The following is a 14,140-nucleotide window of genomic DNA, read 5'->3' on the forward strand; positions in this document are numbered from 1 at the left end:
TCATGAAAGCATTGGGGAAAGATTTCAGACACTTATCGAGAAAAGATAAATTGCAAAGACTGGAAGAAAATGGCTGGATATCAAAAGAAAGTCAGCAAGAACTTCTTGAGTATCCGCTACTTTCTGAAGAAGTTGCGGATAGCCTTATCGAGAACGTCATTACTCAAGGTGCTTTGCCGGTTGGGCTGCTTCCTGATATTGAAGTAGATGGCAAACATTATGCTGTACCGATGATGGTGGAAGAACCTTCTGTAGTAGCCGCTGCGAGTTACGGAGCTAAACTCGTCAACAAAACAGGGGGATTTCACGTTGACTCTAGTGAACGCTTAATGATTGGCCAAATTGTATTTATGGATGTGGAACAGCCTGCCGAATTGGCTGAACAATTATTGAAGAAAGAGAATCAAATCCATCAAATTGCCGACACTGCTTATCCTTCTATTTTAAAAAGAGGTGGCGGTTACCGCAAAATCGATGTTGATAACTTTTCAGAAGAACAGCTCGTGTCGTTGAAAGTTTATATTGATACGAAAGATGCTATGGGCGCAAACATGATGAACACTATCTTAGAAGGCATTTCAAGCTTCTTAAAAGGGGAATGGCCTGAGATTAATATTCTGATGAGTATCTTATCTAATCATGCAACAGCTTCAGTAGTGCGCGTGTCAGGAGAAATCGATGTTGCGGATTTAGCTCGAGGAGATATGGAAGGCACTGAAGTAGCACGCCGTTTAGAAGCAGCTTCAATTTTAGCTTATGTTGACCCTTATCGTGCTGTCACGCATAATAAAGGCGTCATGAATGGTATACATGCGGTAGTATTAGCAACCGGCAATGATACGCGCAGTGCCGAAGCAAGTGCGCATGCGTATGCTTGCAAGGAAGGACAATATCGCAGTATGACGAAATGGGAGTATTTACCAGAGAAAGAACGTCTGCGTGGCACAATCGAAATTCCGATGACGTTAGCGACAGTAGGCGGCGGTACTAAGGTAGTGCCGATTGCACGTTTAGCGCAAGAATTGCTGCATGTTGACTCCGCTCAAGAATTAGGAGAGGTAGCCGCAGCAGTTGGTTTAGCCCAAAACTTCTCAGCTTGCAGAGCACTAGTGTCAGAAGGTATTCAAGAAGGGCATATGAGCCTGCAATATAAATCACTAGCTATAGTAGCAGGAGCTAAAGGTGCAGAAATCGAGAAAGTTGCAGATGCTTTAAAAACAGCAGATACAGCAAACATGGCTAAAGCCGAAGAAATTCTAGCAGACTTAAGAAAATAAGCAAAAGCAAAAGCCCCATTGTCCAGTACAAGCTGAACAAGTGGGGCTTTCTTCATATTAAAATTAATCAATTGAAATGTTAGAACTTGCTGAAGTATCTTCAGTACGTTTAGGCAATGTTACTGTCAACACGCCGTCTCTATAGTGTGCGCTGATTTCATCGCTTTTAATATTGCTGAATGAAAATTCACGTTTAACGCTGTTATCACTACGTTCTCTTTGAATTACACGGCCTTCTTCATCTTCAGTACGGCTTTCAATTGAACGTTTGGCACTAATAGTCAAAGTTCCTTCATTATAAGAAAGGTTAATATCTTTCTTTTCAAAGCCAGGTAAGTCTGCTTTCAAGATATATTGATTATTTTTTTCGCTGATATCTGTTTTAACTGGATTGATTGTAGGAATTTGATCTATAAATTGACGTCCGAATTCTTTGAATAAATCTGTCGGTTTACTTTCGAAAGGCATCATATCTCTCCTTTAATCATTATTTATTAAAACCTCGTTTATTTATATATTACCCTGCAGCTAAGACTGATAATCTTAGCACCGAGATACGTGAGGTTCTTACAATAATTATAGCATGGCAGAGCTCGGATAGATATTTTCAGGCTTTCACCACTATTCTTTTGAAAAGTTATCGGCAATAAATTTAGAAAGGATAGATTTAATTGTTTTAGCATCCTCTAGCGATACATCTAAACCATTGAAAACTTCTTTTGAAATCTGTGAAGTTTCCTGGCGTACTCCCACACCTTGTTGAGTCAGCGCCACTTTCAAGTTACGTTCATCATCTGCTTCTCTGGTTCTCGTAACAAGCGCTTTCTTTTCAAGCTTTTTTAAAAGGGGAGTTAAAGTACCTGAATCTAAATAAATACGTTGGCCTAAAGTTTTAATATTCAAAGTTTCATGGGGTTCTAATGCTAGAAGTACAATATAGCCAGTATAAGTCAAATCAAATTTCTTGAGGTAAGGGCTATAGCGTTTGATAATCTCTTTAGATGACACATAGAATAAAAAACATAATTGTTTTTCTAGAAAACTGTTATTCTCATGCAATTAAATCACTCCTTATTTAAAACCACGATATTATGAACGCTTACACTTGTCAAGAACAAAGTTGAAAAATATAAAAATTGTGTTTTATAATTATTGTTTTTTAAAAGTGAGTATATAAATGATGGAGTTTTAAAGAAATAAAGAACCAGAAGAGTTAGAATAACTTACGACAATTTTGTTACAATACAATCAAAAGAGTTACTAAATTTGTCGAAATCGTTCATAATTGAAAAGATAGAGTTAACAAGTGCATAGCGATAGCGTATCGCTCAAAGGAGTCAAACAGATTATGAAGAAGAAAAGAATTTTACCGCTTATATTAATTTTAATCGGCTCACTTATATTAGCGACCCTATTCTTTTTTGGATTAAAGATATATCAAGGACATCAAAATTTGAAGTTGATTGATCAATATATTACTGAGCATCATTTAGAATCTAAGATCACTTCAGAGAAAAAGAAATTTAATGCAAAAGACGGCGTTTATTATAAAGAAGTAGTCTTTAAAGACGAGCCTGATAAAACATATGTAATCCAACCGATGGGTACATCAAGAGGGTTATTCGCTCAAGCTTTCGATACCCAAACTAAGAAACATCTGAAAAAAGCAAAACATAATTTCTTTGATGACAATTATAAGCTTAAATAACTGACCAAGTATGTTAGAATAAATGTGATTAAGACATTAAGCACGATAAATAGTGTTTAGTGTCTTCTTTGCGTTAGAAATGAATTTTTTTAACATCAAAGTTGGAGAAGCGTATTAAATGACATTTTCATCAACTTTACCATAATGTGATTAATATCACTCAAAATGGTTATAACACCTTTAGTATCAGCACAGAGAAAAAACATGATAGGAGGGACGATATGGCACACAGAAATCAAAAACGTTGGCCGGGATTTGTTTTAGTAATCGTAGGAGCAATATTTTGGGGAGTCGGGGGAACGGTTTCTCAATGGTTATTTGAAAACAAACATTTGCCGGTGACTTGGTTCGTGGGCGTAAGATTATTAGTATCCGGTCTGCTATTGATTCTTACTTCCTTCATTTTAGAAGGTAAGAAGACAATAACTATCTGGGCCGATAAAAAAGCCATTTTAAAATTATTGGTATATGCACTTTTAGGTATGCTAGGTGTGCAATATTGTTTCATGGCAACGATTCATTACGGGAATGCAGCTGTAGCGACATTGTTGCAATATCTAGGGCCGGTCATCATCATCTTATATCTTGTGGCTACTAAAGTGATTAATTTCAGATGGAAAGAAGGTATCGCAGTTACCTTAGCATTAAGTGGTACTTTCTTGTTATTAACAAATGGTTCTTTAGCAACTTTATCAGTTCCTATGCCAGCGATTGTCTGGGGACTGTTATCAGCGTTTGCTATGGCCTTTTATACTATTTACCCTGTGCAGCTTCTAGCAAAATGGGGAACTGTCAATGTAGTAGGTTGGGCCATGTTCATCGCAGGTATTTTCTTAAATTTCTTGCACCCAATTTGGCAAGTAGACACCTCCAATTGGGATATTAAAGTATTAATTTATATTTTCATATCAGTTATTTTAGGAACAATGTTTGCCTTTTGGCTGTTCATTTCTAGTTTGAATTACCTTTACCCTCAAGAAGCCAGTGTGTTAGGAACAATCGAACCGTTAACTGCGATTTTGCTATCAGTAGTATGGTTAGGTGTTTCATTCGGTATCTGGCAAGTTGCAGGCGTATTTTGTATCGTCTTGATGGTCATATTCTTGGCAGTCGTCAAAGATTAGCCTCTCATTTCATAATTAGGATAGAAAGTTATAAGTTATTTTTTTAACACTAATTACACTAATCTATATTTTCATTTTAATCATTTAGTGTAAAATTAGGTTGAACTTTTAATTTTTTCTATCCTAATTATTTATTTTCTGATATAATTAAACAATGTCAGAAAAAGGGGAGATGCATCAATGGCTTTATTTAAGCGAAAAATTAGTTTACCAATGCAGGTTATGATTGCACTGGTTCTTGGCGTTGTTGTAGGACTATTATTATATGGACATAAAGATGTTGCGAACTATATCCAACCGCTTGGTGACATATTTTTAAACTTAATTAAAATGATTGTCATTCCGGTCGTGTTTTGTTCACTAGCACTATCTATTTCAGGTGTAGGTGAATCTAAAACAGTAGGACGCTATGGTTTGAAAACAATTGTGTATTTTGAGATTATAACGACTATCGCAATTGCTTTAGGTGTTTTGTTTGCGAATTTATTTAAACCGGGGACGGGCTTAGATCCTGCAAAATTACCTAAAGGTGATATTTCGAAGTATGAATCATCAGCACATGCAGCTGAACATTCTACATACGGTAATCATTTTATTGATACGATTGTAAATATTATTCCAACCAACTTTTTCGAAGCATTATCTAAAGGTGAATTGCTTCCGATTATCTTCTTCGCAGTATTCTTTGGTTTAGGAATTGCGGCTATCGGTGAAAAAGGAAAACCCGTTAAAGATTTCTTAAGCGGTGTGTTGGAAGCGACATTCTGGATGATCAATAAAATCTTAAAACTCGCTCCACTCGGCGTGTTTGCATTTATTTGTGTAACAATAATGACATTTGGTGCCTCAGCATTAATTCCATTATTGAAACTTGTCCTTGTAGTAGTCGGCGCAATGGTATTTTTTGTAGTCGTGGTACTAGGAATTGTTGCAAAAATGGTAGGCTCAAGTGTATTTGATATTATAAAAGTATTGAAAAGTGAAATCTTACTGGCATTTTCAACATCAAGTTCTGAAGCAGTATTACCAGTAATGATGCAGAAAATGGAAAGATTTGGCTCACCAAAAGATATTACATCTTTTGTTATCCCGATTGGTTATACTTTCAACTTAGACGGATCAGCTTTGTACCAATCAATTGCAGCATTATTCGTGGCACAAATGTATGGTATTCATTTAAGTTTACCTCAACAATTAGTCTTGATCTTTACTTTAATGATTACTTCAAAAGGTATGGCAGCCGTGCCAGGAACTTCTATTGTTGTTTTATTAACGACATTAGGTTCAATGGGCTTGCCGGCAGCCGGGCTTGCACTGATCATCGGTGTTGACCGTATACTAGATATGGTACGTACTTGTGTTAACGTAGTAGGTAACGCTTTATCTACTGTTGTAATTGCTAAATGGGAAGGCGTATTTGATAAAGAACAAAACAAAGATTATTTAAATTCCATTTAATCAATCTTTAAAATTTTTGACGGAGACTGCGGTCTTACGTATATTAAACTTTCTGACATAATTTATATTCTATGAGGCACTGGTCATATTTTGACTGGTGCCTTTTTTGCGTGGGGCGGTGCGGGAATCTGGACATTTCTCGTGAACTAGTGTCTAGATTATGGTGTTTTCTAGACACTACTCGAAAACTAGTGTCTAGATTATGGTGTTTTCTAGACACTACTCAAGAACTAGTGTCTAGATTAGGGTGCTTTCTAGACACTACTCGAAAACTAGTGTCTAGATTATGGTGTTTTCTAGACACTACTCGAAAACTAGTGTCTAGATTATGGTGTTTTCTAGACACTACTCGAAAACTAGTGTCTAGATTAGGATGTTTTCTAGACACTACTCGGAAACTAGTGTCTAGATTATGGTGTTTTCTAGACACTACTCAAGAACTAGTGTCTAGATTAGGGTGCTTTCTAGACACTACTCGAAAACTAGTGTCTAGATTCCTCTTGCCCGCTCGCACCTCGTACCACCCGCACAACCACGTCCGCACGCTTTTTCAACAAAAAAGCTGAGACACCTAATAATGTCCCAGCTCGCTCAATCAAATATTTATTGAAATTAATGGCTCATATCCATATTCTTCATGTCATGAATTTTCATCATCAAGCCATGAGGAATATCATCATGTTTCACAACTTTTTTCTTACTGAAATCATCAGAGCCTTCTTTTTTAACTAACATTACGAATTGACCTTTTTCAGGTTTGAAATTGTCATCAGTTTTGATGTGTACATCTTTTTCAACTTTTTGGTCTTTTTCACGTACCATTTTTTCTACAGTATGATTGTCTTTCATGATACCGTAATATGTATCTTTTTTACCTGAAGACATCATCATAATGACTAAAACAACACAAATGACTACCATTATGCCGATTAAAGTAAAGCCTAAAGCTTTTTTATTTTTCATTTTGAAATACTCCTTCCTTTATAGTCAGTTATACATAATTTATCACAAGAATGCAAAGAGTAATGATTACTTAAAGTAGATTTTTGATACAATGAAAAAGGAAACTCTCAGAAAGGCAGGGATGGATTGATGAACATCATCGTATATTGCGGCGCCAGCGAGGGAAACAATACCCTATATTCCACAGCTGCAGAATCTCTTGGCAAATGGATGGCAGCACAAGATTATGGTTTGGTTTTTGGCGGAGGAAAAGTAGGGCTGATGGGCAAACTAGCTGATACTGTCATAGCAGAAGACGGGCATGCTATCGGCGTTATGCCGCAGTTTTTAGCAGATCGTGAAATTGCACATCAAGGATTAGATGAACTTATCATTGTCGATACCATGGCAGAGCGTAAAGCAGCAATGTTAGAAAAGGGAGATGTGTGCTTAGCTTTACCAGGCGGGCCAGGCACATTAGAGGAAATTACAGAAATGGTGTCTTGGACACGCATCGGACAAAATCCTAATCCGTGTGTCTTTTGGAATGTGAACGGTTACTATAACAAGATAGAGGCGTTTTACAATCAAATGGTAGAGGAAGGATTCCTAACGCAAACTGATCGTGACTTAATTTGCTTCACCGATAGCTATAATGAATTAAACCAATTTATTGAAAAATACCATACTCCCAATATTCGCCGATACTAAAAAATATCGCATCATATCCGTAAATGTTGGGAATATGATGCGATATTTCAGTTCAAAGTTTGCCTCGTCTCCATAAGAGAATGAAGACAATAGCTACTAGAATCATTGAAATACATAATGTGACTATCCAAGAGACTGGACTATGGTCATTAATCGGTAACGGCACGTTCATTCCGAAGAAACTGAAGACTAATGTCGGCAGAGTAAGGAAAACTGTAAAGAGCGTCAAAGTTTTCATAATCGTGTTCATATCGTTCGACAAGAGTGATTCATAAGATGTCGTGATACTTTCTAAGATACGTGTGTGCAATTCTGTCGTTTCAATCGCTTGGTTCGTTTCGACAAACAAGTCCTCGATTAAATCTTCATCTTCTTCAAAACGCTTGATTGGAGGCAATTTAAAGAGTCTTTTAAAGACATCTTCATTACCTTTGAGCGCTGCTAAAAAGTAAACCAGACTTTTCTCAACTTCCATCAAATTATAAAGTTGTTTATTAGTCACCGATTTCTTCAAGTCACGTTCAATACGCAAACGTGATTTATTCAATAAGCGTAAATTTCTATTGTAATGATTAGAAACTGTGAGCAGAATATTCAAAGCAAGTTGACTGCGATAATGCAGATTATTGCCAGGCTTTGTAAAAGCTTCTAAGAAATCAACATCATGATCGCACACTGTTATCAGGCGGCCATGACCAATGACAATCCCTAATGGAATAGTCATAAAGGATAAGATTTTATGATTATTTTTATTTACAATAGGAATATCGATAATAATCAAAGAATAGCCGGTTTCATCATCGAACTCAACACGGGCACTTTCATCCGCATCTAAAGGGTCTTTCAGAAAATCTTCAGGAATGTTAAAGTCCTCAATCATATTTTCTACTTCTTCACGACTAGGCTCAATCATATTGATCCATAAGCCTTCTTTTAAGGAAGTTGTGTGAATATCTTGATGAATATTATGTTTATATGCAGTAATCATTGCAAAAAACTTCCTTTCTGAAATTTGAATTGATTTTTAATTAAAGTTATTTAGTTTACAATATAGAGTAATGCTTTGCTTAATTTAATAAATATACGCTTAATTATAGTACCATAGTTTAATTATTTGTGTAGTCTAACTTGAAAGGGAGTGACATGAATGGCCACTACAATTCAATACTTACTCAGAATGATTTCAAATGAAATGAAGATGAAAGCCGATCGTCTTTTAGAACCTTATGGGATTACACAAGAGCAAGCTCAAATCTTGCGCTTTATTTTTGAACATGAAGATAAAGCAATCACGCAGAATGATTTCTTAGAAACCTTCCAACTTAAAGGAGCTACTGTCAGCAGCACTTTGACGAGTTTGAAAAAGAAAAAACTGATAGAGCACTATGTAGATGAAGAGGACACCAGAAAGAAATTAGTCGGGCTCAGCCGAACAGCTTATAAAGAAGTAAGAGATATTATTGAAATATTGAACAAAGTAGAGAGCGCGATATTTGATGGGATTCCTGAAGCGGACCGCGCCGCTTTGAAATCTATCCTGATGACCATGCACGATAATTTGCAAGAGTTGGATGAAATGTAAACATTGTGTGTCAATCGTCTGACTATAGGTAAGGCACTTTCTGAAACAGTCAATATCATATATAATATGAATGGATATAGAGGAGGAAGTTCGATGCGCAGAATACTATATACATTTTTGACTTATACCATTATCGGTTTATTAAGCGGCGTTTATTATCGTGAACTGACAAAGGCTTATGATTTTACGGGCGATACACAACTTGTCGTGGTACATACGCACACTTTAATGCTAGGTATGTTTATGTTCTTGATATTAATTGTCTTTGAAAAACTTTTCCAACTAAGTAAATATTATTTATTCAATTGGTTCTATTATGTTTATAACATTGGAGTTGTAGTAACAGTCGGTATGATGGCGACTAAAGGAACAATGCAAGTAGTTGGAGCACATGTGTCACCAGGACTTGCAGGTATCGCAGGACTTGGGCACATGACATTATCTGCAGGCTTCATCATTTTATTCTTCTTATTGAAGAAAGCCATTTTAACAGATCCGATTGATGGTAAACCATCGAAAAAATAATTTTAAGGAGATTAGGACATTCTTGTGTTCTGGTCTCTTTTTTTATTTTCAGAAGGGAAAGGATGCCAAATAAGATAAAGTGTTGTAAAATGTAGTTGAGAATAATTTTCAATTAAAATTGTTTCGAGAGAGATAATTGGAGGACAAATTTATGAAAGATGTAACTATCATCGGCGGCGGACCTGCAGGCTTATATGCCAGTTTCTATGCAGGATTGCGTGGTATGTCGGTGCGTTTAATAGATGTTCAAGATAAATTAGGCGGCAAAATGCAGCTCTATCCTGAAAAAATCATTTGGGATATCGGCGGCATTGCTCCGAAACCGTGTTACCAAATTATTGAAGATATGATTGAACAAGGTTTGCATTTTCAACCGGAAGTCAATTTAGAAACGCGTGTGACGAATATTGAAAAATTAGGTGAACGTCATTTCAAAATTACGACGGATAATGACGAATCATTCGAATCCAAGTCCGTCATTATTGCGGTAGGTGGCGGGATTATTAATCCGAAACCGCTCGATATTAAAGATGCTGAACGTTATCAAATTTCGAACTTGCATTACGTTGTGCAGAAACTTTCACGCTTTGCTGGGAAAAAAGTAGTGATTTCCGGCGCTGGTAATGCAGCACTTGACTGGGCTTGTGATATCGCACCTTATGCTGAAAGTGTGAGACTGGTTTATCGTAAAGATAAAATGAAAGGTTATGAGGGGACTCAAGCTAAATTATGTGATAGGGACGTCATTCTGCATCCTAACTCTCAAATTACAGCACTTATCGGTGATGATCAGCATGAAAAAATCAAAGAAATCGTGCTCGAGAATAGTGAAACAGGTGAGGCAGAGACAATCCCTGTTGATGAAGTGATTATCAGTCATGGTTTTGATATTGAAAATCCATTATTAGAAGAAGCTGCAACACAATTAGAAATGGAAAATGAATATCAAATAAAAGGGCAAGGGAATACACAGACAAGCATTGAGGGCATCTTTGCATGCGGTGATATCATTCATCATGGAGCCAAAGCACATTTGATTGCAAGTGCCTTTAGTGATGCAGGAAATGCGGCGAACTTAGCGAAGCTCTATATTGAGCCTGAAGCAGCTGAAGAGGGATATGTATCCAGCCACAATGAAATATTCAAAGAAGACAATAAAGAGATTATTGAAAAATATAATCAAGAATAACGTATTAAAAACCCGCAGAACTGACGAATTCTGCGGGTTTTCCTATTTTAAAATTTATTCTTATTTATGGCGATCTAAATCAGCTGAAGTGGCAGAAGTACGTGCGCGTAATTCTGCTTCGATTTCTTCTAAGCTGCGTCCGCGTGTTTCAGGCAAGTATTTTACCACGAAGAAGAGTGCGCCGATACCAACCACAGCAAAGATTAAGAATACACCTTGTGTCGGCATTACTGCTGTTAACATAGGGAAGAATTGCGCAACTAATAGACTTCCGATTGAAAGGACTAAGGCTGCAATACCTGTTGCTGCACCACGTGCACGCATTGGGAATAATTCTGGCAACATTACCCATAATACAGGTCCCCATGAAATTCCGAAGAAAATAATAAAGATCGTTAAGCAGATAATGCTGACCCATGCAGATGATTGCACACCCATAGACCAGATTAAAATAGCCATGATTACTAATGAAGCGACCATACCAATATTTCCAATCACCAATAATTTTTTACGGTCAATTTTATCAATAATCATAATTGCCACGATAGTAACTAACACGTTCACTGTACCGATACCTACTGTACCCAGAATAGAAGCGGAATCTCCTAATCCAGCTTTAGTAAAGATTTTCGGTGCGTAGTAAATAATGGCATTAATACCAATAATTTGTTGGAACAAGGCAAAGACACTACCGATAATTAACGTTGGGCGTAACCAAGGTGATTTCAATACATTCCAAGTACTTTCAGAAATTGCATTGATTTCTTTCATTTCTGCAATCTCTTTGTCGATTTCATTGGCTGGGAAAGTCATTGCCATGACTTTACGTGCTGCTTTTTCACCTCGGTGTTCAAGCAGCCATCTTGGACTTTCCGGCATAAAGGCTACACCGATTAATAAAATTAAAGATGGGATAACAGCTAATCCAAGCATCCATCTCCATCCTTCGATACCTGAAAATGCATAGTTGATCAAATATGAAGATAAAATACCGATAGTAATCATCAATTGGTTCAAGGAACTTAGTGAACCACGTGAATCTGTCGGTGCCATTTCTGATAAGTAAACCGGTACAATGGCTGTAGAACCGCCGACTGCAAGTCCGATTACAATACGTCCGATGACTAAGACCGGCATAGAAGGTGCGAGTGCTAAAACCAAAGCACCAACGATATAAACAATAGCGATAATAAATACGACGCGACGGCGACCGAGTTTATCAGAAGCAGGGCCACTCAAAGCAGAACCAGCAATCGCACCAATTAACATAGATGATACGACAAGTCCTTCGGTTCCACTTGTTAAGTGAATATCTTTTCCGATAAATAACAGTGCGCCTGAGATGATTCCCATATCATAGCCGTATAATAAACCGCCTAATGCGCCTAGGAAAAAGATGAGGCTTTTGTTAAAATTTTTCCCCATAAGTAAACCTCCAGTTTATTGAATTTAAATTAAGTATACGCTTTCATAAAATTAAAGTAAATATGGTTATAATAGCATTATAATAATTAAATTATTTGGAATTTAAAGAAAAATCACTGGCGTTTTCTAAAAAAAACAGGAGCCGAGACCTTATATAGTCTCGCTCCTGTTGGTTATTCTTCGCTTACTTTAACGACATAGCGCCCAGTCACTTGATGGGATAATACCTTATCAATGGCTTCAGGCAAGTCTTTGAAATTAACACTATTTTTGATTGTGTGCAGCTGTTCAGGTTTCAAGTCTGTTGCTAAGCGACGCCAAATTTGTTTGCGTAACAACATCGGTGTTTCCACTGAGTCCACACCTAACAAGTTATTACCGCGTAAAATAAACGGCAGAACAGTGGTATCGAATGCGATGCCGTCAGTATTACCGATTAAAGCCATGCTGCCTCTGATATGCAAGTGTTTCAAGATATCCCCGACATGACTGCCGCCGACTGGATCAATTACCGCTTGCCATTCGCGTTTGCCAAGCGGTTTATCGGAAGTCTCTTCCAAACGCGGAATGATTTCTTTCGCGCCTAGCGATTTTAAGTAAGTTGCAGCACTGTCGTTGCCCGTGCTTGCTACTACTTTATAACCGATATTGCTCAACATCATTACCGCTAAACTGCCGACACCGCCGCTCGCGCCTCGAACTAAAACAGGCGCACCTTCAACAGTTAATCCATTATCTTCTAATTTCTGAATCGCTAGCGCAGCTGTATAGCCGGCTGTGCCATAAATCATAGCTTCTTCTAAAGTCAACCCTTTAGGAAGCGCTACAACCCATTCTTCTTTTACACGCGCATATTCACTGAAACCGCCGTGATGTGTAACCCCCAAATCATAACTTGTCACAATCACTTTATCTCCAGGTTTATAGGCAGAAGAATCAGATTCTACTACAGTTCCGGCTAAATCAATTCCTGGAATAATCGGATATTCTTTTACCACACCTGCACCTTTGACTGCTGCTAAGGCATCTTTAAAATTAATGCTTGTATAATCGACGCGTACCAGCACATCGCCATTGTCTAATTCATTGAAAGGTAAATTCTTAAAGGAAGAAGTCACTTTCCCATCTTTCTTTTCCGCAAAATAAGCTTGGAATGTCTCTGTCATATCTATTGCTCCCTTTCGATAATTTAAATTAAAAAAAGTTTAACATGAAAGAAAAGGGACAACAACTGGAGGAGTGGTTGCTGATCTTTGAGGCTTCAAAGTGTATAAGAATTAAAGATTAAAAGAATTTTAACAATTTTAAGGTTTGTAAAATATAATAGTGGTGTATAGTTTAGTAAGTGTTTAAAAAAGATTTATAGTATGAGGAGGAAATTCAATGAAGAAATTATTTGCCGGCATCTTAACTTTATCTCTGGTGCTTGCTGCGTGTGGCAATAGCGATGACAGTAAGAAAGCAGATGAACACAAGGATAAAGATAAGACGACACAAGAAAGTAACAACAGTAAAAAAGACGACAGTAAGAGTAAGAAAGATGATAAGGCTGCGAAAGATTCAAAGTCAGATGATAATAATGCATCAATTTCTGCTGATTCATCTTCTAGTGACAGCAACAGTTCTGATAAAGCTACTTCAAATAGCAGCTCTAGCAATGCATCTGCTGGAACAGAAGGCAACTCGGCAGATACTACTGGTAACAGTGATGGTAATAGTCAAAACAATCAGCAGGCGGCTCAAACAGATAATGCAAGTCAAAACCAAGGGGCTGCGAATGCCACTAATGCTAGTGCAGATGCACGTCAAAATGCTAATACTACGCAAACAGGTTATGTTGCACCGTATCAAGGTCAAAATGCAGTACCTGCAGCCAGCACTATTGTTCAAGCGCCCGCTAATAATCAAGACGCTTTGAAACATTTACCGAATTTCCCGCAATCATTGACAACAGCTCAAAATGAAGCGAATGCCTTAAACGGCCAGCAAAATGCTTACAATGATTATGGTATCGATAGTTTAGGCAACGGAACTTATTCTTATGTCTTCAGTTTTGCAAATCAAGCGCAACCTGGAACGTATACTATTGTCAGTGTTAACCAAAAAGGCGAAGCAAGTGTAATCGACCCAGCATATAATGGACAACAATAATTAGGAAGTTAAAAAGCTCGAGTGCAGATGATTATTTTCTGTGCTCGA

At 37.3% G+C, this 14,140-nt stretch carries 15 protein-coding genes; 9 read left to right on the forward strand and 6 right to left on the reverse strand.

Annotated elements, in window-relative coordinates; translation table 11 throughout:
* Window positions 1-2 precede the first annotated feature (2 nt).
* Window positions 3-1,277: a hydroxymethylglutaryl-CoA reductase, degradative gene (locus tag CKV71_RS03090; RefSeq protein WP_095103734.1), complete on the forward strand. Its 1,275-nt coding sequence runs from the start codon at window positions 3-5 to the stop codon at window positions 1,275-1,277.
* A gap of 63 nt (window positions 1,278-1,340) precedes the next feature.
* Here the strand turns inward: CKV71_RS03090 and CKV71_RS03095 are convergent, their stop codons facing one another.
* Both CKV71_RS03095 and CKV71_RS03100 read right to left on the reverse strand, forming a co-directional pair.
* Window positions 1,341-1,745 (reverse strand): Hsp20/alpha crystallin family protein, encoded by a 405-nt coding sequence (locus tag CKV71_RS03095; RefSeq protein WP_231917541.1) that lies wholly within the window; start codon window positions 1,743-1,745, stop codon window positions 1,341-1,343.
* A 153-nt stretch (window positions 1,746-1,898) separates the two neighbouring features.
* Window positions 1,899-2,336, reverse strand: coding sequence for a MarR family winged helix-turn-helix transcriptional regulator (locus CKV71_RS03100; RefSeq protein ID WP_095103740.1), 438 nt, complete (start codon window positions 2,334-2,336; stop codon window positions 1,899-1,901).
* A 286-nt stretch (window positions 2,337-2,622) separates the two neighbouring features.
* Here CKV71_RS03100 and CKV71_RS03105 point away from each other — a divergent pair, with 286 nt between their 5' ends.
* The 3 genes from CKV71_RS03105 (at window position 2,623) to CKV71_RS03115 (ending at window position 5,567) form a co-directional block, all read left to right on the forward strand.
* Entirely contained in the window at window positions 2,623-2,985 is a 363-nt protein-coding gene (locus tag CKV71_RS03105) for a DUF3139 domain-containing protein (RefSeq protein ID WP_231917560.1), read from the forward strand.
* 221 nt (window positions 2,986-3,206) lie between these two features.
* Complete coding sequence (locus tag CKV71_RS03110) at window positions 3,207-4,109, forward strand: EamA family transporter (protein WP_095103745.1); 903 nt, start codon at window positions 3,207-3,209, stop codon at window positions 4,107-4,109.
* A gap of 180 nt (window positions 4,110-4,289) precedes the next feature.
* Entirely contained in the window at window positions 4,290-5,567 is a 1,278-nt protein-coding gene (locus CKV71_RS03115; protein WP_095103747.1) for a cation:dicarboxylate symporter family transporter, read from the forward strand.
* 612 nt (window positions 5,568-6,179) lie between these two features.
* On the opposite strand, the gene CKV71_RS03120 is transcribed toward CKV71_RS03115, so the two are convergent.
* Window positions 6,180-6,530 carry a DUF4889 domain-containing protein gene (locus CKV71_RS03120; RefSeq protein WP_095103749.1) on the reverse strand — a complete coding sequence of 117 codons (351 nt, stop codon included), beginning with the start codon at window positions 6,528-6,530 and terminating at the stop codon, window positions 6,180-6,182.
* 129 nt (window positions 6,531-6,659) lie between these two features.
* Between CKV71_RS03120 and CKV71_RS03125 the strand changes: the two genes are divergently transcribed.
* The gene (locus CKV71_RS03125) at window positions 6,660-7,220 is read left to right on the forward strand and encodes an LOG family protein (protein WP_095103751.1); all 561 of its coding nucleotides are present in this window, start codon (window positions 6,660-6,662) and stop codon (window positions 7,218-7,220) included.
* A 52-nt stretch (window positions 7,221-7,272) separates the two neighbouring features.
* Here CKV71_RS03125 and CKV71_RS03130 read toward each other — a convergent pair whose 3' ends face one another.
* Window positions 7,273-8,208, reverse strand: coding sequence for a magnesium transporter CorA family protein (locus tag CKV71_RS03130; protein WP_095103753.1), 936 nt, complete (start codon window positions 8,206-8,208; stop codon window positions 7,273-7,275).
* 159 nt (window positions 8,209-8,367) lie between these two features.
* Between CKV71_RS03130 and CKV71_RS03135 the strand changes: the two genes are divergently transcribed.
* From CKV71_RS03135 to CKV71_RS03145, 3 genes are all read left to right on the forward strand, one after another.
* Window positions 8,368-8,802, forward strand: a complete 435-nt coding sequence (locus tag CKV71_RS03135; RefSeq protein WP_095103755.1) for a MarR family winged helix-turn-helix transcriptional regulator — start codon at window positions 8,368-8,370, stop codon at window positions 8,800-8,802.
* A gap of 93 nt (window positions 8,803-8,895) precedes the next feature.
* On the forward strand, window positions 8,896-9,327 hold the full coding sequence (locus tag CKV71_RS03140) for a DUF2871 domain-containing protein (RefSeq protein WP_095103757.1): 432 nt from the start codon (window positions 8,896-8,898) through the stop codon (window positions 9,325-9,327).
* A 151-nt stretch (window positions 9,328-9,478) separates the two neighbouring features.
* Complete coding sequence (locus CKV71_RS03145; RefSeq protein ID WP_095103759.1) at window positions 9,479-10,516, forward strand: NAD(P)/FAD-dependent oxidoreductase; 1,038 nt, start codon at window positions 9,479-9,481, stop codon at window positions 10,514-10,516.
* A gap of 60 nt (window positions 10,517-10,576) precedes the next feature.
* Here the strand turns inward: CKV71_RS03145 and glcP are convergent, their stop codons facing one another.
* Entirely contained in the window at window positions 10,577-11,941 is a 1,365-nt protein-coding gene (gene glcP / locus CKV71_RS03150) for a glucose transporter GlcP (RefSeq protein WP_095103761.1), read from the reverse strand.
* 173 nt (window positions 11,942-12,114) lie between these two features.
* Window positions 12,115-13,107 (reverse strand): NADPH:quinone oxidoreductase family protein, encoded by a 993-nt coding sequence (locus CKV71_RS03155; protein ID WP_095103766.1) that lies wholly within the window; start codon window positions 13,105-13,107, stop codon window positions 12,115-12,117.
* A gap of 217 nt (window positions 13,108-13,324) precedes the next feature.
* Here CKV71_RS03155 and CKV71_RS03160 point away from each other — a divergent pair, with 217 nt between their 5' ends.
* Window positions 13,325-14,092, forward strand: a complete 768-nt coding sequence (locus CKV71_RS03160) for a hypothetical protein (protein WP_095103771.1) — start codon at window positions 13,325-13,327, stop codon at window positions 14,090-14,092.
* Window positions 14,093-14,140: the final 48 nt, after the last annotated feature.

The organism is Staphylococcus piscifermentans (assembly GCF_900186985.1).
GTDB classification, from domain to species: Bacteria; Bacillota; Bacilli; order Staphylococcales; family Staphylococcaceae; genus Staphylococcus; species Staphylococcus piscifermentans.